This is a genomic window from Flavobacterium panacagri (assembly GCF_030378165.1).
Classification (GTDB): Bacteria; Bacteroidota; Bacteroidia; order Flavobacteriales; family Flavobacteriaceae; genus Flavobacterium; species Flavobacterium panacagri.
Genome location: NZ_CP119766.1, coordinates 829355 through 855128, shown reverse-complemented (window position 1 = coordinate 855128; position 25774 = coordinate 829355). Strand labels below are relative to the sequence as shown.

Sequence of the window (25774 nt, the reverse complement as noted above, 5' to 3'; positions counted from 1 at the left end):
AAAAAAATGAAAAAGACTTATTTATATATTTTCTGTTTGAGTTTACTTTCTCTTGGTTCTTGCAGTCTAGAAACAGAACCTCTTACACAACAGACAGATGGAAATTTTTATAAAACTACAGATGATGCATACGCAGCATTAGTTGGTTGTTATGATGGAATGCAGGTGGCGACAGGAGCTTCTGGTTTAGGAGTTCCGGTAATTAGTGAAGTAATGTCTGATGATTGTTTTGGAGGAACAGGAAATTCAGACGGCTACAATTATGCTGCTATTGATGAGTTTAACATTCAACGTTCACCATCTGATATTGATATGCTGAACGGTAACTGGATCGCATACTATAAAGCGCTTTATCGTTGTAATGTTTTATTGTCAAAAATGGATCAAATTGACTGGAAAGGCGATACTACTTTAAGAAATACTTATGAGTCTGAAACAAGATTTATCAGAGCTTACTTGTATTTTGAAATGGTTCGTTTATGGGGAAATATTCCTTTATTGACTAAGCCTTCAACAGAAAATATTCCTCAGGCAGCGCCAGAAGAAGTGTATAAAGTAATTGCAGAAGATTTAGTTTTTGCTTCAGATCATTTACCATCGTCAGCTTACAGCGCAACAGTTAGCGGACGTATTACAAAATGGGCAGCAAAATCTTTACTTGGTCGTGTTTACTTGTACTACACAGGATATTATGGCAAAACGGATTTAGCAGGAGTAGTGACTAAAGCACAAGCTTTGGCACATTTAGAAGATGTAGTAGCATCTAGCGGACATGGTTTATTAGAGGATTTCTCTACATTATGGCCGGCAGCTTCTGTTGACAAATATGCAGGTGAAGCGAATAAAGAAATAGTATTTTCTATAAAATATACTTACACGAGTGATTATAACGGAAATACTGATGGTAATCACTGGTTGGTAATGTTTGGAATGAGAGAATTCTCGTCTTATCCTTACGGACGTGGCTGGGGTATAACAGTGAATTCTAAATTATGGAATGCTTATGCTGCTAATGATACAAGACGTGTTTCAACAGTAATTGGAATTGCAGAAGAAAAAATCCCATTCGATAAAATAAACAATCAGCGTGAGTATACAGGTTACTACAACAAAAAATATACTCCAATGGTAGATAAAGATGGAAAAGATCTTCCATTAACGATGGGAAGCCAGTTCTGGGATATCAGTCAGTTTCAAGATTATGTAGTATTAAGATATGCTGATGTACTTTTAATGGCAGCAGAATTAGGAAGCGGAAATGCACAAGCTTACTTTGATGATGTTAGAAGAAGAGCGTACAAAACAGCTTTTAATTCTATTCCAGTTAATTATGACAACATAATGAACGAAAGACATTTAGAATTTGCTCTAGAAGGAGTTAGATATTGGGATTTACTACGTCAAGGAATTGGAAAAGCATCTTCAACCATTGCGGAGACTACAACTTTGTTAAATGGAGGTGTGCAGACTACAAAAACAATTTCTACAGTAAACATCCAAAATACAAAAGGATTACAGCAGATTCCAAATACTCAGATTACATTATCTAATGGAGTTTTAAAACAAAATGCAGGCTGGTAGTTTTAATTTAAAAAGTAAAAAAATGAAAAATATAAAAGTATTAATTACGACATTTTTGATGCTGGCCATGCTGGTATCATCTTGTTCGCCTGACAGTTATTCCCTTGACGGCGCGATGGATAAATCGGATATACATTTTGAAATTACTCAAGATTTAACAGCAGATCCAGGAGGAAATACTGTAATCCTGAAAAATACAACTCCAGGTGTTATATTAAACTGGGATTATGTAACAGGAAAATCAGACAAAGCCGTTGAAACTGTAAAATACGCTTTTAAAGGAAATTATACGATAAAAATCTCAGCAGTTACTGGTGGAGGAATCGTAGAACTTGATCCAGTTACCATAACTGTAACTCAGGACAATTTAAATTATGTGAATGACCCACTTTGGACAGCTTTATCTGGAGGAGTAGGAAAACAAAAAGTTTGGATTGCCGATAATGGTAAATATGGTATGGCTCCTGGAGCAATGTCATTTGCAGACCCAAGTACTACGGTAGAATGGGGTAATTTTACACCAAACTGGGAACCAGAAGGAAATGCGAATTCAAGCACAGATGCAGATATGCATTGGGGAAGAACAATGACTTTTAGTCTTGAAGGCGGTCCATTTATGAAAGTTAATGAAGCCGATGGAACGCTTAAAGAAAGTGGTACTTATTTCTTGGATATCAATACACATACTTTAACAACAACTGGAGCAACAATTTTAAGACCGGACAATTATATTGCAAATGCAAGCAACTGGACAAATAACATCAAAATCTTAAAACTTACTGAAAATCAGTTAAGAATTGCTATTATGAGAACGAATAGCGAAGGAGCATGGTGGTATATCTGGAACTTTGTTGCAAAAGATTATGCAGACAATTACGTACCACCTGTTACCGGACCGAGTTATGATGAAGGTTTCGATCCAACTTTTGCTTCTGGTGAATTATTAAAAATGATTACTGGCGGAGTAGGTTCAGGAAGAGTTTGGAGTTTAGACGGAAATGGAAACCCAGTTGACTGGATTGGAAAAGGAAAAGGATGGACTACTGGTGCTGCAAGTTCTTATAACTGGGGCTGGAATGATGATTGGACTGCAGCTGCAGGTAATTCATGGATTCGTTTTGATCAATTCGGAGGGAAACTAAATTATACTCGTAGCCAAAACGGTGTAGTAACCACGGGATTGTTTACAATAGATGAAGAGAAAAATGAAATTAATTTAGGAACAAATACACTAATTCAAAATCCAGATAGTTGGATGAATCCGACTGTAAGTGTTATTAAAGTGGTAAAGGCTTTCAATAATGATTATCTCCAAAAAGGGATTTGGTTCGGAACATCTTATGATGCAGGAAAAGATGAATGGTTTGTATTTCATTACATAATTCCCTAAAAATTAATATCTTTCAGTTTAAAAATAACATGAAAGCAGGATTAAACTGCTTTCATGTTATTAAAATTTAGAATACTATGTTGCAGCTAACTTCGTGTAAAAAACTAGGATTACTATTGGTGTGTGCCCTTTTATTAACGGCATGCAAATCATCAACAGACGAAAAATTCAATAGCAGAAAAGTTTCTTTTAATGCAGATTGGAGTTTTCATTTGAATGATAGCATAATCGATAAAGATACCATTGGAGCTTCAACAAAATGGAGAACTTTAGATGTGCCGCACGATTGGAGCATCGAAGGGAAATTTGATGAAAAGAGTCCCGCAGGTTATGGAGGCGGAGCATTAAACGGAGGTTTAGGCTGGTACAAAAAAACATTCAAAGTCGCTGCAGAAGACAGCACAAAAATTACTTCTATTACTTTTGACGGTGTTTACAAAGACAGTGAAGTCTGGATAAACGGTCATTATTTAGGAAAACGTCCAAACGGATATATTGGTTTTCAATATGACATGTCGCCATATTTAAATTACGGAGACAAAAACAACGAAATAATTGTTAAGGTTGACAATTCAAAACAACCTAATTCACGCTGGTATTCCGGTTCAGGAATTTTTAGAAATGTCTGGATCGAAACTACTGATAAACTCCATGTGGGACAATGGGGAACGTATATTACAACTCCAAAAGTTACTGCTGAAAATGCTTCCGTTAATTTTGAAACAACTATCAGAAATCAATATGCTGAAGAAAAAAAGGCAACAGTAACTACAACTATTTTTAAAGAAGAGACTAAAGTAACATCGGTTACTCAAAATATAACAATTGGTGCCAATGCCAATCAAATCGTAAAACAATCGGCAGAAGTTGAAACGCCGATTTTATGGTCGGTTGAAAAACCAGAATTATATACAGCCGTTACCGAAATTTCGCTTGACGATAAAATCATCGATCAATACAAAACCAATTTCGGAATCAGAGATTTTAAATTCGATTTGAACAAAGGTTTTATTTTAAATGGAAAACAGGTCAAAATAAAAGGAGTTTGTTTGCATCATGATTTAGGGCCGTTAGGTGCGGCGATTAATACTCGTGCGATCGAACGTCAGTTAGAGATCATGAAAGAAATGGGCGTAAACGGAATCAGAACTTCACACAATCCGCCTGCTCCAGAGCTTTTAGATTTATGTGATAAAATGGGTTTCATTGTCATGGACGAAGCTTTCGATATGTGGAAACAAACCAAAACCAAATACGATTACGGAAACGATTGGGACAAATGGCACAAAAAAGATCTAATCGATCAATTGCTTCGCGACCGAAATCATCCAAGTATTTTTGTTTGGAGTATCGGAAATGAAATCCCAGAACAATGGAATGAAAAAGGAATTGAGATTGCTACAGAATTAGCTGCAATTACGCGTCAATATGATAAAACGCGTCCGTTAACTGCAGCGATGAATCCGCCGGTAAATATGAATATTGATGCGGTAACGTTACAATTTGAGAAACAAAATGTGTCGATTAATCCGCTTGCTGGATCGGGTGTTTTAGATTTAATAGGCTACAATTATGCACATCAAACGTATGAACATCATTTAAAAAACTTTCCAAAAACCCCTTTCATTGCAACTGAAACGACTTCAGGTTTGCAGACAAGAGGTTATTATGATACGGTTTCAGATACCATCAAAAAATGGCCGGTTAGTTGGGATAAAAAATTTGAAGGAGGAAATCCTGGAAATACGGTCTCAGCATACGATCAAGTCCAAACTCCTTGGGGTTCAACGCACGAAGCAACTTGGAAAGTCATTAAAAAACACGATTTCCTTTCTGGAATGTATATCTGGACAGGTTTCGATTATATCGGAGAACCAACACCATACGAATGGCCGTCTATCAGTTCTTATTTCGGAATTGTAGATTTAGCCGGTTTCGCGAAAGACGTGTATTATATGTACCAAAGCGAATGGACAGATAAAACGGTTCTTCACGTTTTTCCGCATTGGAACTGGAAAGCAGGACAAACTGTTGATGTTTGGGCATATTACAACAAAGCCGATGAGGTGGAACTTTTTGTAAACGGAAAATCAGTTGGAAAAAGAAGCAAAAAAGGAGACGATTTACACGTAATGTGGAGAATTCCTTTTGAAGCTGGAACTTTAAAAGCGATTTCTCGTAAAGATGGAAAAGTGGTTTTAGAAAAAGAAATTAAAACAGCAGGAAATCCTTCTCAATTAAAATTGACTGCGGACAGAAGCACTATCAAAGCAGATAAAAATGATTTGTCATTTATTACAGTTGATATTTTAGATGCTAATGGAACTTTAGCTCCAAATGCTAATAATGAAATTAATTTCTCTTTAAAAGGAAACGGAAAAATTGTAGGTGTTTGCAGCGGAGATCCAGTTAGCCACGAGTCTTACAAAGGAAATAAACACACGGCTTTGGCAGGAAAATGTTTGGTTATTGTTCAATCTGGCGATAAATCTGGAAGATTAGAATTAACCGCTAAAGCGAATGGGCTAAAACAAGCTACAATTGTAATTACGGCAGAATAATAAGTCAAGTTCCTGCAAGGTTTTCAAAACTTTGTAGGTATAAATAATAAGTTTCGAATAAAATTATAAACCTACAAGGTTTTGAAAACCTTGCAGGAGAACTAACATCTACATTATTAACCAATGAAAAACTCACAATTAACCGCATTAGTTTCTGCTTTTGTTTTGGGATTTCTAGCTGTGCCAAAAGCGACAGCACAAATTCAAAACGCAGATGTACTGAATGCTCCAATCGATATCAGTAAAGATTTTCAGAACTATCTGAATACTTTTTATTTCGCAGACGAATTGGCTTCTTTTGATCCTGTAACAGGAAAAGGAACGATCAAATATCTGCGATACAATTATAAAACACGTCAGGCTTTCAACAACATGATGATGAAACCAGATGTGGAAAAAGCAAACGAATTTCCAACAACAGAATATGCAGAATCTCCTGTTTTGCCTTTCGAAATTCAGTTTGTTTCAGATAGAACGGTTCGTATTAAAACCACTTCTGGGCCACAATTTCATCCGCAAAAAGAATCCTTGATGTTGGTTGACGGCGTTGCGCCAAATCATCCTGAATTATGGAAATATGCTAAAATAGAAGGTGGTCACAGTTACACAAGTAAACACGGAAGAGTTGAAATTTTGACAAAACCTTGGCACGTAAAAATCTACGATGAAAAAGGAAAATTACTGACAAGTACACTTCACGATACCGACTTTAAAAATACATACACACCGACACTTCCATTTTCTTACGTTCGCCGAAACAGCGATTATTCAAGAAGTATGGGCGCGGCCTTCAGTTTAGAACCAGACGAAAAAATATTTGGATGTGGTGAATCATTTACACAATTCAACAAACGCGGTTCAAAAGTAGTTTTATGGACAGATGACGCTAACGGAATCCAAAATGAAACGATGTACAAACCGATTCCGTTTTACATGAGCAGTCGTGGTTACGGCGTTTTCATGCACCATTCAACACCAATTACAGTTGACTTTGGAAAATACTTTTCAAGTGCCAACGAAATGTACATTGGAGATGACGAAGCCGATTTGTTTTTCTTTATCGGAGAACCAAAAGATATCTTAGACCAATACACGAATTTGACTGGAAAAGCAGCAATGCCACCACTTTGGTCATTCGGTTTCTGGATGAGCCGTATTACCTATTTCTCTGAAAAAGAAGGAAGAGATGTGGCAAGAGATTTACGTAAATACAAAATCCCAACCGATGTTATTCACTTTGATACGGGCTGGTTTGATGTAGATTGGAGAAACAACTACGAATTTGCAAAATCTCGTTTCCCAGATGCTACAAAAATGATGTCGGATTTAAAGAAAGATGGTTTCCAAGTTTGTCTTTGGCAGTTGCCTTATTTCACGCCAAAGAATACTTTGTTTCCTGAGATCATGGATAAAAACTTAGCGGTAAGAGACAGAAAAGGAAATCTTCCTTATGAAGATGCTGTTTTAGATTTCTCAAATCCAGAAACGGTAACTTGGTACCAAGGAAAATTGAAAAAATTATTTGATGAAGGCGTTGCAGTTTTCAAAGTAGATTTTGGAGAAGCAGCTCCGCCAGACGGAATTTACCATTCGGGAAGAACTGGTTTTTACGAGCACAATTTATATCCATTAAGATATAACAAAGCTGTTGCAGAAATCACGCAAAAAGAAAAAGGATATACTTTAATCTGGGCAAGAAGTACTTGGGCAGGATCACAGCGTTATCCTTTACATTGGGGAGGAGATTCTGAAACTACAAACGGAGCGATGTCTGCAGAATTACGCGGTGGACTTTCATTAGGATTAAGCGGATTCAGTTTCTGGAGTCATGACGTTGGAGGTTTCGCAACAAAATCTCCTGAGAATATTTACAGAAGATGGACACCATTCGGAATGTTTACTTCACACGTAAGAAGCCACGGAGAACCGCCTCGCGAACCTTGGTTGTACAGCAAAGAATTCTTGGAAGGATTTAGAAAAGCTGATAATATGCGTTACGAATTAATGCCATATATCTACGCTCAGGCTAAAGAAAGTTCTCAAAAAGGATTGCCAATGATGCGTGCTCTTTTTGTAGAATATCCAAACGATCCGGGAGCTTGGTTAGTGGATAATGAATATTTGTTTGGATCAAGTATGTTGGTGGCACCACTTTTTGAAGAGGTTGAAGAAAGAGATGTTTACCTTCCAGAAGGAACTTGGATCGATTATCAAACTAAAAAAGTGTACCAATCGGGCTGGCATAAAATCAAAGCGGGTGAAGTGCCAATTGTAGTTTTAGTAAAAGACGGAACTGCAATTCCGCACATTGGTTTAGCGCAGTCTACAAAAGATATGGATTGGAGTAAACTGACATTAAAAGTATTCGCAAGCGACAAAACCACTTCGGCAACAGCCAAAGTATTTTTACCAGAAGGCGATGCGGTACAAGAAATAAAAGTGAACAAAAATGGAAACAATTTCGAGGTAGCTGCAAATCCGTTAAACGGAAAAACCACTTTTAAAACCGAGTGGGCAAAATAAAAAAGTCAAACACGAATTTCACGAATTTCCAAGAATTGAATTTGTGATAATTTGCGGAATTTGTGGTGAAAAAAATAAAAGTTTTTAAACATATAGAAACATAGATTTTTGTTTTTGAATAAAAGGAAATTGGAAAGAAACTAGTTTCTCACACATAGAAAGCTATGTGAATTTAAACAAGTGAAACGCCTCTTTTAAAGATTCCAATAAACTATGATTCTATGTGTTAAAAAATATCGCCAGCATTTAGGCAAAAATATAATTCCAAAAAACATGAAAAACTATCTAATTCTCCCAGCCGTATTGTTTTCGATAGCAATAGGCTACAGTCAAAAAACGAAAAGCGCTTACGAACTGGCATCGCCAAATGGAAAAAACAAAATCAAATTTGAGCTGGTAAAAAATGCTCCAAAATATGCCGTTTCTCACGGAAAAACAGAAGTGATTTCTCCGTCAGATATGGGATTTGTATTGAAAGGAAATGAAGATTTAAGTTCAAATTTCGAAATTAAAGGAGCAAAAACTTCTACGTTTGACGAGACTTGGGAACAAGTTTGGGGAGAAAAGAAAAACATCAGAAATCACTACAATCAATTGGTAGTCGATTTACAGCAGAAAACAGGAAACAAAAGAAAACTGCAGATTCAGTTTCGTGCTTTTGACGATGGAGTAGCTTTTAGATATGTGTATCCAAAACAAAATGTAAAAGACAGTATTTTCATCATGGATGAAAAAACGACTTTCAATTTAAAGGAAGATGGAAAAGCATGGTGGATTCCTGCAAACCGACCAGATCGTGACGAATATTTATTTAAAGATGCACCAGTAAGTACATTAGATACTGTTTTAACTCCATTAACAATCGAAAGCAAAAGCGGATTAGCGTTAAGTTTCCATGAAGCAAACCTAATCGATTTTGCGAGTATTACTTTGGTAAACACAAAAGGAACAGAATTAAAATCTGATTTAGTGCCTTGGGCTGATGGCGTTAAAGTTCGTGTAAAAGATACTTTCACATCTTCTTGGAGAACTCTTCAAATTGGAGAAAATGCAGGTGAATTGATTACTTCTTATTTGGTTTTAAACTTAAATGAACCAAACAAATTAAAAAACACCAACAATTATTTCAAACCTTACAAATATTTAGGAATTTGGTGGGGAATGCACATTGGAAAATATACTTTCTGGGAAAGCGACAAACAAGGTGCAACAACCAAACACGCTGAAGAATATATTGATTTTACAGCAAAAGAAGGTTTTCATCATTTATTGATCGAAGGATGGAACAAAGGCTGGACACCAGCTTGGTACGAAAACCGTATGCATATGTTCAGCTTTACGAAAAGTGCTGATAATTTCGACTTAGAAAAAGTAGTAGAATACGGGAAGAAAAAGAACATCGAATTAATTGGATATCACGAAACAGGTTCAAACTTAATTAACTATTTAAAAGAAGTTGATGAAGGTTTTGCCTTGTACAAAAAATTGGGAATTCATACTGTAAAAATCGGCCACGTTGGTTCTAAACTGAACATGAAACAAATGCACTTCGGGCAGTTTGGAGTAAATTATTTCAGATACATTTTAGAAAAAGCCGCGCAATACGATTTAGCAGTTTTATACCACGAATCGATAAAAGATACAGGAGAAAGAAGAACTTTTCCAAACATGGTTTCAAGAGAAGCAGCGCGTGGACAAGAATATAACGCTTGGAGCGAAGGAAATCCGCCGAACCATTTAAGTATTATTCCGTTTACAAGATTACTTTCTGGCCCAATGGATTTCACGCCTGGAATTTTTGATGTTGAGGTAAAACAAGGTTATCCAGGAAAAAGAATTCGGGGAACAGTTGGACAGCAATTGGCATTGTATGTAACGATTTATTCTCCAATTCAAATGTTGGCAGATCTTCCAGAAAACTACGAAGGAAAACCAGCTTTACAATTCTTAAAAGACGTTCCAACAGATTGGGAAGACACTAAAATCTTAGAAGGTAAAATTGGCGAATACATCACAACAGCAAGAAAAGACAGAAACAGCGCTGATTGGTATTTAGGAACTTTGACCAATGAAAAACCAAGAAATGTTGAGGTTTCATTATCATTCTTAGATCCAAATTCAACTTACGAAGCACAGATTTATGTAGATGCTGAAGGAACAGATCAAAAACACAATCCAGAAGCAGTTGCAATTTCGAAGAAAACTGTAAAAGCTTCAGATAAATTACAATTGAAATTAGGCGGAGCTGGCGGTGGAGCGGTTCGTTTTAAAAAGTTGTAGATATTAATAGAATAAAATATTTAGCCACAGATTAAAATGATTAAAAAGATTTTTATGTTCTCGCAGATTTAGCAGATAACGCAGATTTTTTATTCTAATTCTGTGTAAATAAAATATATACACAGTTTAAAAAGATTTAAATCTCCCTAATCTGCTAAATCTGCGAGAGAAAGGAAAAAAATCCTTTAGAATCCTAATTAATCTGTAGCAAAAAATAAACACCATTTTCAGATGAAAAAACTTTTAATCATAGCAACATTTTTATTTAGTTCAATCTATTTATTTGGACAAAATGAAAGCCGAATCATAAAAGTTGATTATAAAAAAGAAGCAGGAAAACTAAACACCATGTTCAAAGAATGCATTGGAGCCGGAAGAGCAAACGAAGGTCTTCGTGCAGACTGGCAGCAACAATTGGCATTGGTGAAAAAAGAATGCGATTTCAAATATATCCGTTTTCATGGTTTATTGACAGATGATATGGCCGTTTATCGCGAAGACGAAAAAGGAAATCCAGAATACAATTACCAATATGTTGATGTTTTATTTGATTATATTGTAAGTCTGAAAATGAAACCGTTTGTTGAATTAGGTTTTATGCCCAATGCTTTAGCAAGCGGAAAAGAAACTATTTTTTGGTGGAAAGGCAACGTAACACCTCCAAAAGATTACAAAAAATGGGAAGATTTAGTTCGAAATTTAACGCAGCATTTTAAAGATCGTTACGGAGACGAAGAAGTAAAAACTTGGTATTTTGAAGTTTGGAACGAACCGAATTTATCACCAGGTTTTTGGAGCAGCACTCAGGAAGAATATTATAAATTATACGATTACGCAGCTCGAGGTGTAAAAGCAGTAAATCCAGCTTACAAAGTCGGCGGGCCAGCAACGGCAGGTTCGGCTTGGGTTTCAGAAACCATTGATTTTTGTGCGAAGAATAATGTTCCGATGGATTTTGTTTCGACGCATACATACGGAGTAAAACACGGATATTTGGACGAATTCGGAACTTCGGGAACGATTTTAAATCAGGACGAATGGAGTGTAAGCGGTGAAATTATTCATTCAAGAAAATTGATTACGGAATCGGTTAAACCAAATTTAGAATTACATTACACAGAGTGGAGTACTTCTTATACACCAGCAGATCCAATTCATGACAGTTATCATTCTGCAGCTTATATTTTGCAGAAATTAAAACAAGTTGGAAACGCGGCAAATTCTATGTCCTATTGGGTTTTTACGGATATTTTTGAAGAAGCAGGCCCAAGATTTACTCCTTTTCATGGCGGTTTCGGATTATTGAATACGCAGGGAATTAAAAAGCCGGCCTATTTCTCTTATTATTTAATGAATAAATTAGGAGAAACAGAACTTCAAAATTCGGATAAAGCTTCTTGGACTTCTAAAAATGCAAAAGGCGATGTACAGGTTTTATTATGGGATTTTACCAATACACATCCGGGAGATAAAGAGTTGAATCAAACGTATTACATAAAAGACCTTCCATCAAAAGAAAAAGGGAAAGTAAAAGTGGAAGTTGACGGAATGCAGAAAGGAAAATACCTTTTAGAAATTTACAAAGTGGGTTATAAAGTAAATGACGCTTTCGCGGATTATTTAGCGATGAATAAACCAAGTCAGTTAACACACCAGCAAGTCAATTCCATAAAAGAGAAAAATAATGGCGCACCCATTTCGACAGAAAAAATTACAATTGACGGAAAAGGGACTTTCAGCAGAGAATTCAAAATCAATGAAAATGATGTTGTGATGCTGAATTTAATTAAACAATAAAAAAGAACCACAAACATAATATTAACGAATTTAAAGATGAGAGGTGAGGAATCAAAAATCTTTAAATCACAAAACACCTAACTATCTATGAAAAACAAAATGATGTTCCTTTCAGCAGCTCTAGTTTTTGCATTGTTTACTTCTTGTAAAAATGATGCGCAGACAACGGCTTCAAGTTCGGCAGAAACCGAAGAGTATGTTGGAAAAGAAATAAGCACTGACCATGATGCAGAAATCGACAAATTGATTTCGCAGATGACATTAGAAGAAAAAATCGGAATGCTTCACGGGAACAGTATGTTTGCCAATGCAGGCGTAAAACGTTTAGGAATTCCAGAATTAAAAATGGCCGATGGTCCGTTGGGAGTTCGTGAAGAAATTTCAAGAGACAATTGGGCTCCGGCAGGATGGACAAACGATTTTGCAACGTACTATCCAGCAGGAGGCGCTTTGGCAGCAACTTGGAACGCAGAAATGGCACATACTTTTGGAACCAGTTTAGGAGAAGAATTACGTGCAAGAGACAAAGACATGTTACTTTCGCCAGCCATCAATATGGTGAGAACACCGCTTGGAGGACGAACCTACGAATACATGTCTGAAGATCCGTTTTTGAATAAAAAAATCGCAGTGCCTTTGATTGTTGGTTTACAGGAAAAAGATGTAATGGCGTGCGTAAAACATTATGCAGCAAACAATCAGGAAACGAATCGTGATTTTGTCGATGTACAAATTGATGAGCGTACACTTCGTGAAATTTATCTTCCAGCTTTTGAAGCTTCGGTAAAAGAAGCAAAAGCCTATAGTATAATGGGCGCTTACAATAAATTTAGAGGCGAATATTTATGTGAGAATGATTATATGCTGAATAAAATCCTTCGTGACGAATGGGGATTTAAAGGAATCGTAGTTTCAGATTGGGCTGCGGTGCATTCTACAGCAAAATCTTTGAAAAACGGTTTAGACATTGAAATGGGAACACCAAAACCTTTCAACGAATTTTTCTTAGCCGATAAATTAATTGCTGCGGTTAAATCTGGAGAAGTTTCAGAAAAAGAAATCGATCTTCACGTAAAACGTATTTTAAGAACATTATTCCAAGTTAAAGCAATGGGCGGGGGAACACGTGCAAAAGGAAGCATCGCAACCGAAGCACACTATCAAGACGCTTACAAAATCGCAGCAGAAGCAATCGTATTATTGAAAAACGAAAACAATGCATTGCCATTAAAACTGGACGGAGTTAAATCTATTGCCGTTATCGGAAACAATGCAACAAAGAAAAATGCTTTGGGCGGATTTGGAGCCGGTGTAAAAACAAAAAGAGAAGTTACACCGCTTGAAGGTCTTAAAAACAGACTTCCTTCATCAATCAAAATCAATTACGCTGAAGGATATTTAGAGCGTTACGATGAGAAAAACAAAGGGAATTTAGGAAATATTACTTCTACTGGTCCAGTTACAATCGACAAATTAGACGATGCAAAAGTTAAAGAAGCAGTAGAAGCAGCTAAAAACTCAGACGTGGCAATCATTTTTGCAGGATCCAACCGTGATTATGAAACAGAAGCTTCAGATAGACGAGATTTGCACTTGCCTTTTGGACAAGAAGAATTAATCAAAAAAGTAGTAGAGGCTAATCCAAAAACCATTGTCGTAATGGTGGCTGGAGCTCCGTTTGACATTAATGAAGTAAGTAAAAAATCTTCTGCTTTAGTTTGGAGCTGGTTTAATGGTTCTGAAGGAGGAAATGCTTTGGCTGATGTAATTTTAGGAAAAGTAAATCCGTCAGGAAAATTACCTTGGACAATGCCGAAACAATTGAAAGATTCTCCTGCACATGCTACAAACAGTTTCCCTGGAGACAAAGCGGTAAATTATGCAGAAGGAATTTTAATTGGATACCGTTGGTTTGATACTAAAAACGTAGCGCCATTATATCCTTTCGGTTACGGATTATCATATACAACTTTCACGCTTGATAATGCAAAAGCCAATAAAGATTCGTATGCTCAAAATGACGTAATCGAAGTTACAGTTGACGTTAAAAACACAGGAAAAGTAGACGGGAAAGAAGTAGTTCAATTATATACAGCAAAATCAGATTCTAAAATTTCTCGTGCTGCACAAGAATTAAAAGGTTTCAAAAAAGCGGATGTAAAAGCTGGAAGTTCAGAAAAAGTAACAATCAAAGTGCCGGTAAAAGAATTGGCTTACTACGATGTTGCTGCTAAAAAATGGACAATTGAGCCAGGAAAATACACTATTAAATTGGGAACCTCTTCAAGAGATATTAAAAAAGAAATTCAGGTAACAGTTAAATAAAACTTGTTATTGCTAAAAAATAACCAAACCACCAACGCCAGCCTACTATAAGCTGGCGTTGATTTTAAAAACTTACACTTAACTTAAACCAAACCAAATGAAAAAAACAATCAAAGACTATTTGTTGAGCTTTATTTTATGTTTTGCTTTTCTGGGAGTTTCTGCCTGCAGTTCAGACAAAGAAGAAAATCCGCCCGCTATAAAAACGCTCTCTTCGACCACCAGCAAAATTGATTTTGAAAGTAAAGAAAATACAATTGAAATAACGATTAATTCTAATGGCGTCAATTGGACTTTGAGTAATGCTGCCAGTTGGATAAAATTAAGTCAGACTACAGGAACTTCAGGACAAACTGTAGTAAAAATTACTGCTTTAGAAAATACAACTACAGCACAACGAAATGCTGTGATTACATTAAGTGGTGGTGAACTTGCCTCAGAAGCAATTTCAGTTTCTCAGGCTCCAGGAAGTTTATATCCAAGCTACAATACCAATCCGATTGCAGCCGATGCCTCTGGAATGGGAAGTTCTGCAGTTGAATTGGCAGCAAAAATCAAATTAGGCTGGAATATCGGAAATACGTTGGAAGCAACCGGAGGAGAAACCGCTTGGGGAAATCCAAAAGTAACCAAAGCTTTAATTGATGCTGTGAAAGCAAATGGTTTCAATGCCATCAGAATTCCATGTTCTTGGAATCAGAATTTAGAAAATGCTGCAACAGCAAAAATCAAAACAGATTGGTTAAACCGAGTGAAAGAAGTAATACAATATTGTGTTGACAACGATATGTATGTTGTAGTAAATATTCACTGGGACGGCGGCTGGCTGGAAAATAATATTACCGAAGCTAAAAAAGTAGAAAATAATGCGAAACAAAAAGCGTTCTGGGAACAAATCGCAACACATTTACGCGGATTTGACGAACATTTACTTTTTGCAAGTGCCAATGAACCGGCTGTTGAAGATGCGACGCAAATGGCAGTTTTAAATTCGTATCATCAGACTTTTATTGATGCGGTTCGTTCTACAGGAGGAAAAAATGCTACTCGTGTTTTAGTAGTTCAAGGGCCAACGACAGATATCGAGAAAACAAACAAATTAATGACTACATTGCCTACAGATAAAGTATCAGGCAGAATGATGGTTGAGGTTCATTATTATTCACCGTGGAATTTTGCTGGTTTAACCAAAGACGAAACTTGGGGTAAAATGTTTTATTATTGGGGAAATGGTTTCCATTCTACAATCGATACAGAAAGAAATGCAACTTGGGGCGAAGAAGCCGATTTAGAAAAGAATTTCAAATTGATGAAAACTCAGTTTGTAGACAAAGGAATTCCAGTTTTATTGGGAGAATTTGGAGCAATTAGAAGAACGACTTTAACGGGAGATGCGCTGACATTGCATTTAAATTCAAGAGCGTATTATTTAAAAACGGTAGTTAAAACAGCAAAAGCAAACGGATTATTACCTTTTTATTGGGATGAAGGAAGTTTAGGAAACAACGGTTTCGGAATCATGAATAGAAGCAATAATACCGTCTTCGATACTCAAGCTTTAAACGCTTTAATAGACGGATTAAAGTAAAAAATTTAGTTTAAACCATATAAGTGATATAAGTAAATTTAAGCGCAGTGTGAAATAAAAACTTAAAATATCTTATATCACTTATATGGTTTAAAAAATATTTAAATTAAAAAAATGAAAAAAAACTTAGTATTTATTTTTCTGTTAATTAGTGTTTTAGCCAATGCTAATGTGAGAATGCCTTTAATATTCTCTGACGGAATGGTGCTCCAAAGAGACAAACAAATCCCGATTTGGGGTTTTGCCGATGCAAATGAAAGCGTAGAAATTCATTTCAACAAACAAATCAAGAAAACAACAGCAGATAAAAACGGAAAATGGACGGTAAGTTTAGCTGCTGAAAAAGCCGGTGGGCCATTCGAGTTAATCGTAATTGGAAAAAATAAAATCACCATCAAAAATGTTTTGGTTGGAGAAGTTTGGATTTGCAGCGGACAATCGAATATGGAATTTCAGGTTTTCAAAACCATGAATGCCGAAAAGGAAATTGAAACTGCTAATTATCCAATGATTCGTCATTTTGGTGTGGCACAAGATTTAAGCGGCACTCCAAAAGACGATTTAAAACAAGGGAAATGGGAAGAAGCAAACAAAGAAAATGTGGGCAACTTCACAGCAGTTGGCTACTATTTCGCCAGAAAACTGTATGCAGAATTAAAAATCCCAATCGGAATCATCAATACTTCCTGGGGAGGAACAAATGTGGAGACTTGGACAAGCCGTGAAGCTTTCGAAAACAGTCCCGATTTTAAAGCTATGATTGCCGATGTTCCAACTGTAGATATCAATGCTATTTTTGAAACCTATAAAAAATCAGTTTTAGACAATCTGAAAAAAGTACAGGGTTTTGATGTTTCGACGGAAAACGAAGAGCAATTTAAAAACCCAAATTTCCAGGATAAGAACTGGCCAGAAATAAAAGTGCCTTCACTTTGGGAAAACCAGCAGATTGGCAATATCGACGGAATTGTCTGGATGCGAAAAACCATTGTTTTAACAGCCGAACAAGCGAAAAAAGAAGCCATTTTACATTTGGCAAAAGTCGATGACGAAGATCAGACATTTGTAAACGGCGTTCAAATTGGAACAAACAATCTTTGGGATGCTAAAAGAATTTACAAAATTCCGGCAAATGTCTTAAAAGAGGGCACAAACGTAATCGCTGTAAGAATTACAGATTACAGCGGTGGTGGCGGAATCTACGGTGATCCACAAGATTTAAAAATTGATTTTAAAGATTCTAATCTTCCATTAGAAGGACTTTGGAAATTTAATGTTATAAAAGTGAGAATCGAGGTTTCACCAAACAGTTATCCGTCATTATTGTACAATGCCATGGTAAATCCGTTAGTGCCTTATGCTATGCAAGGTGTTTTATGGTATCAGGGAGAGGCCAATGTTTGGAGAGCAGCAGAATACAAAAAATCATTTCCGTTACTGATTACCGATTGGAGAACAAAATTCAAACAAGGAAATTTCCCTTTTTATTTCGTTCAATTATCCACTTTCGACGAATTTGGAGGAAACAGCCAAAAAGGAAGCCGTTGGGCAGAACTTCGAGAAGCACAATCTGAAACCTTAAAACTGCCAAACACAGGAATGGCCGTGACAACAGATATCGGAAATGCAAAAGACATTCACCCAACCAACAAACAGGACATCGGATTACGTTTGGCAGCAACAGCGCTAAACAATATTTACGGGAAAAAACAAGTTCACAGCGGGCCAACGTATAAATCTCAAACAATAAAAGGAAACGAAATTATCCTTACTTTCGATAACATCGGCAGCGGATTATCAACGCCAAATAACGATGAATTAAAAGGTTTCGAAATTGCAGGTTCAGACAAAGTTTTTCATGCCGCGAAAGCGATAATCAAAGACAATAAAATAATCGTTTCCAGCGATAAAGTTCAAAATCCATCAGCAGTGCATTACGGTTGGGCAGATGACGATACAGCAATTAATCTTTTCAATAAAGAAAAATTTCCTGCTTCGCCATTCAGAACCGATAATTGGGAAATGCTAACGGCGAATGAAAAATATAAAGTGAGTAAGTAGTTTTTAAGTAATTAGTGATTAGTCCCTAGTAAATAGCTAAATAATCCGCAACGATATATGTTCCGCTAGGAACATTTCATCGGTAGCAACGGATGAAATCCGTTGATGAAAAAATAAACGTCTCATAATAATGTTCCATAGGAACATCTGATTGATTATAGGTTTTTATCCTAACAGGTTTCCAAAACCTGTTAGGTATCACTAGATTTTTTTATTAGTTTAGATAAAAAAATAAATACCTAACAGGTTTCCAAAACCTGTTAGGATAAGATAACCAAATATGATAAAAAAAACATTTTTCATTTTACTTTTCACGTCTTACTATACAAACATTTCAGCGCAATCCAAAAATGTTTTATGGTACAAACAACCCGCAGAGTTCTTTGAAGAAAGCTTAGTTTTAGGAAACGGAAAAATGGGAGCAACCGTTTTTGGAGGAGCCAATTCAGATAAAATTTATCTGAACGACATTACGCTTTGGTCGGGCGAACCTGTAAATGCGAATATGAGTCCGGAAGCTTACAAAAACATTCCCGCAATTCGTGAAGCTTTACAAAACGAAAACTACAAACTGGCAGAAGAACTCAACAAAAAAGTTCAGGGAAAAAATTCCGAATCGTATGCGCCTTTAGGAACATTAGAAATCAATAATTCAGAAAAAGGAAAAGCGGTAAATTATCATCGCGAACTAAATCTTTCGAATGCGATTTCAAAAGTAAGCTACGAAATGGCGGGCATAAAATATACTCGCGAATATTTTGTGTCAGCTCCAGATAAAGTAATGATTATTAAATTAACAGCAGATCACAAGGGAGCCTTGAATTTTGATATTAACTTGAAAAGCCTTTTGCAATCAAATGTCGAAGTGCGAAATAATATTTTAGTATTGAGAGGTGCTGCGCCAATTCATGAAAATACAGGATATACTGTTCTTCCAAAATACTTGAATTTAAAAGATAGAGGAACACGATTTACAGGTTTAGTCCAAATCAAAAAAACCGACGGAAAAATTACGAGTTCTAGAGAAACGTTGACTTTAAAAGATGCAACCGAAGCGATTATTTTTGTTTCTCTCGCAACAAGTTTTAATGGTTTTGACAAAAATCCAGCATCAGAAGGTTTAGATGATGTTTCAATTGCTTTGCAGAATTTGAATAATGCCTACGCCAAAGCATTCGACAAACTAAAAGAATCTCATATTGCCGATTATCAAAAATTCTTCAGTCGTGTCAACTTAGATTTAGGAAAAACGACCGCTCCGGATTTGCCAACAGACGAACGTTTATTGCGTTATGCTGACGGAAAAGAAGATAAAAACCTAGAAGTCTTGTATTTCAATTATGGACGTTATCTTTTAATCAGTTCTTCAAGAACATTGGGAGTTCCTGCCAATTTACAAGGACTTTGGAATCCGCATTTAAGCCCGCCTTGGAGCAGTAATTATACGATGAATATCAATCTGGAAGAAAATTACTGGCTGGCAGAAAACACCAATCTTTCCGAAATGCATTCGTCACTTTTGAGTTTCATTAAAAACCTTTCAGTAACAGGAAAAGTTACGGCAAAGACTTTTTACGGTGTAGATAAAGGTTGGGCTGCGGCACACAATTCAGATATCTGGGCGATGACCAATCCGGTTGGACAATTCGGAAAAGAAGATCCAATGTGGGCATGCTGGCCAATGGCAGGAGCTTGGTTGAGTACCCATATTTGGGAACATTATACTTTTAGTCAGGATTTAGCCTATTTGAAAAAAGAAGGTTATCCGTTGATGAAAGGTGCTGCCGAATTTTGTTTGGGCTGGTTGGTTCCAGATAAAAACGGAAACTTAATTACTTCGCCATCGACTTCGCCAGAAAATCAATATAAGCTAACTGACGGATTTGTGGGAGCAACATTGTACGGAGGAACGGCTGATTTGGCTATGATCCGCGAATGTTTTGATAAAACTATAAAAGCTTCAAAAGTATTAAATACAGATGCCGATTTTAGAAAAAAACTGGAAACAGCACTTTCAAAACTATATCCCTATCAAATTGGAAAGAAAGGAAATCTACAGGAATGGTATTTCGATTGGGATGATAATGATCCAAAACACCGCCATCAATCACAGTTATTCGGACTTTTCCCAGGCGACCATATTACGCCTTTAAAAACGCCAGATTTAGCCGAAGCTTCAAAGAAAACATTAGAAATAAAAGGCGACGAAACCACAGGCTGGTCAAAAGGATGGAGAATTAATCTTTGGGCAAGGCTTTGGGATGGAAACCGTGCTTATAAGATGTTTCGTGAATTACTTCGTTACGTAGATCCGGACGGGAAGAAAACAGAAAAACCAAGAAGAGGAGGAGGAACGTACCCGAATTTATTCGACGCGCATCCGCCATTTCAAATTGATGGTAATTTTGGAGGCGCAGCAGCAGTTGCCGAAATGTTGGTGCAATCAGACGAAAACGAAATTAGATTACTTCCAGCTTTACCAGATGCTTGGTCAGACGGTTCTGTAAAGGGAATTTGCGCAAGAGGAGGATTTGAAATTGAAATGACTTGGAACAATAAAAAACCAGAAAAAGTAATTGTTTCTTCTAAAAATGGAGGAAAAACAACTTTGATTTTTGGCGATAAAAAACAGGAAATTATCTTGAAAACGGGAGAAAAAAAAGAAATCAATTTTTAAAACGATACTCAATTTTATAGTTAAACCCGACAGGTTTTTAAAACCTGTCGGGTTTGTTTTTTTAATATGCTTCGGAGAAGCAACATATTTATAGAATTGAATTGACATCTACAATATAAAGCTCCAGTGGAGCGAAATATAATATTTGCAATCAATATTTCGCTCCACTGGAGCTTTTGTCTTTTTGTAATTTAATTTCTATAAATATTTAGCCTCTCTGAGGCTCTCTAAATGTCGGGTTTGTTTTTAGTAATAGTTTTAAACACATAGAAACATAGTTATTCTATACGTTGAAAGGCGTTTCACTTGTATAAACAAACATAGATATAGCTCTATGTGTGAAAGCTAGCTTTTTAAATTATCCTTTTCTTAGTTTGTAAAAAAACCTATGTTTCTATGTGTTTCAAACAAATCAATCCAATTTATAATTATACCCCAACTGCACATAAAACGGAATCAACGGCGTACTTTTAAAATCTTCATTCATTACTTTTCCTGCTCTTAACGTAATATCACTTCGACTAAAAGAATAGCCACCTTGAATTCCGAAATTAAAATTTCCTCCTGTTGCGGGTTCATACCAGCCATTTTTTACATTAGGATAAACTTCCTTGTAAATATCAGAATGTTCAAAATGGGTAACTATCGCTTTATCAAAACCAAATTCTCCGGCAATGAACCATTTTGGTTTATAAAGGCCAGTAACAATTCCAGCATCGGCACCAAAATTTTGAAGTGTTACTAGCGGATTTCCGTATCGCCTATAAATTCCGTGAAGCGAGGCATTAAAACGGAAATTTTCAATTTGATATAAATTTAGCTGTCCGCCAATTTTGGTTTTAAAATCATCAAAAATAACTTCGCCTGAAGCAAAAGAAATGGAACTTTCCAGAATAATTGGGATTTTGGTTTTTAAATGATAACCATAACTCAGTCCGTAAACAAAACTATAATCCCAGCCGGCATTTACGTTTAAAATATGTTTTTGATTTTCTTGAAGACTTTCCCAGTTAATCGTTTGTGCCTGTGAAATGTGAGAAGTAAGAAGCGAAAGGAGAAATACGATTAGTGCTATTATTGCTTTCATGGCCGAATTATTTTAGATTATTTAAATAATTCAACACCAAAGGCTCGACATTTTCCCATTTGAAATAAATCATTTCGTGACCAGTTCCTTTTACTTCTGCAATTTCAGAAACTGGAAAATAAGAAGCTTCTTTTTGCGCGAAAGAAAGTCCGTATGATTTGTTCAGTTCGCCATACAAAAACAAAACTTTCGTTTGATATTGATCCAGATTTGTGGTAAAATCAAATCCTTCATTTTCTGAAATGTCAATGAAGCTTTCCAGAACGGTTGTGCCAATTCGCCAAAAAGGAGACGGGCCGGGAATTCCTTCATCATTTCCTTTGGCATAAGTAAAACTCGAAGAAATCCCATATTTATAATCTAAAATCGCATGCTGATTTTCTTTTCCCGTTAAAAACTGATCAACGTATAAAAGATTACTCGTAGCTTCAGAAAAGATGTTGATTTTCCGGCTCATTTCGCCATATTCGTCGAGGAGTTTTTTATTCAGCCCGCCCGGTTCTGCGAGAATTACTCCATTTATGGAATTGGGATATTTATTGACATAAGCCGAAGCCAGCATCGCGCCCCAGGAATGACCAAATAAAAACACTTTTTGACTAGGAGAAGTTTTATAATATTTGATCACTTCCGTCAAATCATCCAAAACTAATTGAATGGAATAACTTTTTTTGTCATGTCTTTTGGATAATCCCGAACCTCGCTGATCGTAAAAAACAACATAAAAACCTTCTTTGGCTAATTGCTGTACGTTTAATCCGTTTCGGTAATCAGAACCTGGGCCACCGTGTAAAAAGATTAACATTGGATTGGTAGGATTTCCAAAAGTTTCGGAATGTAATTGTGTTCCGTTTACAAAAATGGATGAAATCGACGGATCTTCATCCACTGTTTTCGGAACTAAATATCCAGATTCGTTAATGTCATTTTCGTTTTCGCATCCCATAAAAAAGAAAATGGAAACAGCGATTACGGCTGAGTAAAGTGTTTTGGTTTTCATTGCAAGAATTGATTAAAATTTCTGCAAAGATGGGTTCCGTTAGTATGCTGGTCGCCCCAACTTGTAAGGTGGTTCCATTCTTATATGCTTTGAGGTTGAAATTTTAAACACATAGAAACATAGTTTTTTGTTTGAGTAGAAAAGAAAACTAAAAGAAACTAGTTTCTCACACATAGCTATGTTTTTTATTGCAAATGAAATGCCTTTCAACACAAAGAATAACTATGTTTCTATGTGTTTAAAAAAATCATTTCAAAAATTCAGAAGGAGAAAGCCCAGTTGCTTTTTTGAAGTTTCGGTTAAAAGCCGTTTTCGAATTGAAACCGCATTCAAAAGCAATAGAAAGTAAAGTGAATTTTTGATTTTCGGGTAAAAGAATCAGTTTTTTGAATTCTTCTACGCGTTGTAAATTAATGTAATCGTAAAAGTTTTTTCCTTCGGCTGAATTGATAACCTGAGAAAGTATGTTAGGGTGAACATTTAGTTTTTGAGACAATTCCGTTAAAGTTAAATCAGGATTTTTATAGAGTTTTTCAGCCTCCATAATTTGAGTCAATTTCTGATGAATGGACAGAAGTTCTTCTGAACTTAAACTTGATTTTTCATATTTGATTTTTTCTGATGTGTTCTCGATTTCAATGTTTTCATTAGAAGGAACATTTAAAATCAAATTTTCAGTAATAGTTTGATTGGTAAAAATTCCAACTTGTTTGATCCCGAAATAGCCAATAAACATTAGATAAAAAACTACAACAGAAAAAATATATTCATCTTCATAAAAAATCACAACAAGCCAGATAATACTGGATCCGAGAATTAAATACTGCAACCAGCGAAGATTAATTTTTTCATTAAAAGAAAACTGATTGGAGATGTTTTTTCGGTGTTTGGAAAGTTTTCGAAGTGAAAGTAAAGCATAAACAATTCCAGAAATTAAAATAGCGCTGTACAAAATCAGAATCAGGTTTTCGTATCCTTTTCCATCATTCTGAAAAATCTTTAATTTCTCCTGAAAAGAAAGCGAATAAAAAGGAGTCAAAATTAAAACCGCAATCAGAAAAGGCAGAAAGTGTACTACATTATATTTCTTTTTCTGATTTTGATTGGTCAAAGCCGAAGTGTACAAATACAAAAACGGCCCTTGCAATAAAGGCATTGGAAGCTCTAAACCTAAAAGAAAAGGAAAAGAGGAAAAATCATTTTGGTAATGCAGATAATATAAAAACAAATGAAAACCTGTAAAAAATAGCCAAAGCGCCAGAATTTTATCGGCTTCACTTTTGTTCTTTTTACTGGCGAGAATCACAACCAGAAAAAACGTAATTATAATACCCGCTAAGTACAACATGGTTTAGATTTTTGGTTAAAATCGGTTGTTGGAAATACGGAGCAAGATAAAATATTTCCTGCAAATATTTAAATGCGTGGTGTTTTCTGTAGGTTATTAAAAAAAGCTTCGGAGAAGCGACATATTTATAGCGAATAATAAAGATTTACAACATAAAGCTCCAGCGGAGCGACATATATTTCGCTCCGCTGGAGCTCCTTTACATTCAAACGATTTAATTTCTATAAATATGTCGCTTCTCTGAAGCTTTTAAATAACAAACCCGACAGGTTTCAAAAACCTGTCGGGTTTAATTCTAGACGATGTAACTATTATTTGTCGGTCTGTTCTCTGTCTTCTTCTTGTTTTTCAGAATGCTCTTTTTTAAAAGTCTCATACCATTTTTCAATAGACGGATAAACAAAAGAAGCCACCTTTTTTACCGGATTATAAAAAATATAATTGTCTAAAGTTTCTTTTTTGGCGAAAGTATTATTGAAATTGATTTTCTCAAACAAAGCGATAAAAATACTCAGAATCAAAATAGTTTTTAAAACCCTGAAAAATCCGCCTCCGAGTTTATTCATCCAGCCTAACATGGCAAAATCTGCAATTCCAGTTAATATTTTTGCCAGGAAATAAACTCCAATTACAACTAAAATAAAAGTCAGGATAAAAGCTGTAATCTGAATATTGGTAGGATTCCATGAAACATGTTTTGAAATCATTCCAGTCATTATAGAAGAAAATTTAATGGCAAGATAAATTCCTAGCAGCAAAGAAATAAAAGAAGCAACTTCAACAAAAAGGCCATTTTTAATGCCTTTATACAAACTATAACCTAAAAGTGCAGCTACAATAATATCAAAAAAACTCATGTTTTGCGGGTGTTTTATAATGGCGCAAATATATGTTTTTTTTAAGGTTCAGAGGTACAGAGAGACAAAGTGACAAAGGTTTTGAACTTAAATACAACTACAAAGCTTCTATAATGCATTTTATGTAAAGAGTATGTATCTTTGTCAATTCATATTTTAGACTTCAGATTGCAGTTCCGATGATTCGGAATAGATAATAATCATTAAATCACTTCGCAATCTAACATCTAAAATCAACAATCTAAAATCATATAATGTCTAGAGATACACAATTAAAAGAGCGTTGGGAAAAGCTCGTTGATATACTTTCCAATCAATTTTCGCAAGGCGAAGATTTAGATTTGGATGCCATAATTTACCTAATTGGAGTGCAGGAACTCGGAAAAGTGCACCGTGAATTTAAAAAAGATGAAAAGCTAAATCTAATGCATATTGCCATCTGTAGATTGCTGGAACCTTACGGATTTTATGAATTTGACTTTTTTGATGCCGAAGGCTGGCCACATTACAAAGTAAAAGAACAATTACCAGCCTTAAAAGCGGGAGAACAATCTGTTTTAATGAAGGAAGCGATTGTGAATTACTTTTTAGAAAGAAAATTGATTGATTAGATTTTTTTAGTGTTCAGTATTCAGTTGCTGAGTGTTCAGTATTGTAAACTGGAACTAAGTAAGCCACTGACCACTAAAAACCTGACCA

15 protein-coding genes are annotated in these 25774 nt (G+C 35.7%); 11 read left to right on the top strand and 4 right to left on the bottom strand.

Translation table 11 applies throughout. The annotated features are described in order from the left end of the window. The first annotated feature begins 6 nt into the window (after window positions 1–6). From P2W65_RS03995 to P2W65_RS03950, 10 genes are all read left to right on the top strand, one after another. Entirely contained in the window at window positions 7–1581 is a 1575-nt protein-coding gene (locus P2W65_RS03995; protein ID WP_179004093.1) for a RagB/SusD family nutrient uptake outer membrane protein, read from the top strand. Between the two features lie 22 nt (window positions 1582–1603). Next, a complete protein-coding gene (locus tag P2W65_RS03990; protein ID WP_289663676.1) occupies window positions 1604–2971 on the top strand; it encodes a hypothetical protein in 1368 nt (455 codons plus the stop codon). Between the two features lie 77 nt (window positions 2972–3048). Further along, entirely contained in the window at window positions 3049–5532 is a 2484-nt protein-coding gene (locus P2W65_RS03985) for a glycoside hydrolase family 2 TIM barrel-domain containing protein (protein WP_289663675.1), read from the top strand. 123 nt (window positions 5533–5655) lie between these two features. After that, window positions 5656–8055: a glycoside hydrolase family 31 protein gene (locus tag P2W65_RS03980; RefSeq protein ID WP_289663674.1), complete on the top strand. Its 2400-nt coding sequence runs from the start codon at window positions 5656–5658 to the stop codon at window positions 8053–8055. Window positions 8056–8328: 273 nt separating this feature from the next. Further along, window positions 8329–10335 (top strand): glycoside hydrolase family 97 protein, encoded by a 2007-nt coding sequence (locus P2W65_RS03975; RefSeq protein WP_289663673.1) that lies wholly within the window; start codon window positions 8329–8331, stop codon window positions 10333–10335. A gap of 231 nt (window positions 10336–10566) precedes the next feature. Further along, window positions 10567–12132, top strand: coding sequence for a GH39 family glycosyl hydrolase (locus tag P2W65_RS03970; RefSeq protein ID WP_289663672.1), 1566 nt, complete (start codon window positions 10567–10569; stop codon window positions 12130–12132). Window positions 12133–12219: 87 nt separating this feature from the next. Next, on the top strand, window positions 12220–14457 hold the full coding sequence (locus tag P2W65_RS03965) for a glycoside hydrolase family 3 C-terminal domain-containing protein (RefSeq protein ID WP_289663671.1): 2238 nt from the start codon (window positions 12220–12222) through the stop codon (window positions 14455–14457). 97 nt (window positions 14458–14554) lie between these two features. Next, a complete protein-coding gene (locus P2W65_RS03960) occupies window positions 14555–16045 on the top strand; it encodes a cellulase family glycosylhydrolase (protein WP_289663670.1) in 1491 nt (496 codons plus the stop codon). Between the two features lie 114 nt (window positions 16046–16159). Continuing rightward, a complete protein-coding gene (locus tag P2W65_RS03955; RefSeq protein WP_289663669.1) occupies window positions 16160–18106 on the top strand; it encodes a sialate O-acetylesterase in 1947 nt (648 codons plus the stop codon). A gap of 280 nt (window positions 18107–18386) precedes the next feature. Next, window positions 18387–20783, top strand: coding sequence for a glycoside hydrolase family 95 protein (locus P2W65_RS03950; RefSeq protein ID WP_289663668.1), 2397 nt, complete (start codon window positions 18387–18389; stop codon window positions 20781–20783). Window positions 20784–21195: 412 nt separating this feature from the next. Here P2W65_RS03950 and P2W65_RS03945 read toward each other — a convergent pair whose 3' ends face one another. From P2W65_RS03945 to P2W65_RS03930, 4 genes are all read right to left on the bottom strand, one after another. Beyond that, window positions 21196–21870, bottom strand: coding sequence for a hypothetical protein (locus P2W65_RS03945; protein WP_289663666.1), 675 nt, complete (start codon window positions 21868–21870; stop codon window positions 21196–21198). Window positions 21871–21877: 7 nt separating this feature from the next. Then, a complete protein-coding gene (locus tag P2W65_RS03940; RefSeq protein ID WP_289663665.1) occupies window positions 21878–22870 on the bottom strand; it encodes an alpha/beta hydrolase in 993 nt (330 codons plus the stop codon). Between the two features lie 247 nt (window positions 22871–23117). Next, window positions 23118–24218, bottom strand: a complete 1101-nt coding sequence (locus P2W65_RS03935) for a helix-turn-helix domain-containing protein (RefSeq protein WP_289663664.1) — start codon at window positions 24216–24218, stop codon at window positions 23118–23120. Window positions 24219–24529: 311 nt separating this feature from the next. Continuing rightward, complete coding sequence (locus tag P2W65_RS03930; protein WP_289663663.1) at window positions 24530–25075, bottom strand: CvpA family protein; 546 nt, start codon at window positions 25073–25075, stop codon at window positions 24530–24532. A gap of 254 nt (window positions 25076–25329) precedes the next feature. On the opposite strand from P2W65_RS03930, the gene P2W65_RS03925 reads away from it, so the two are divergent. Beyond that, window positions 25330–25686: a hypothetical protein gene (locus tag P2W65_RS03925; protein WP_179004116.1), complete on the top strand. Its 357-nt coding sequence runs from the start codon at window positions 25330–25332 to the stop codon at window positions 25684–25686. Window positions 25687–25774: the final 88 nt, after the last annotated feature.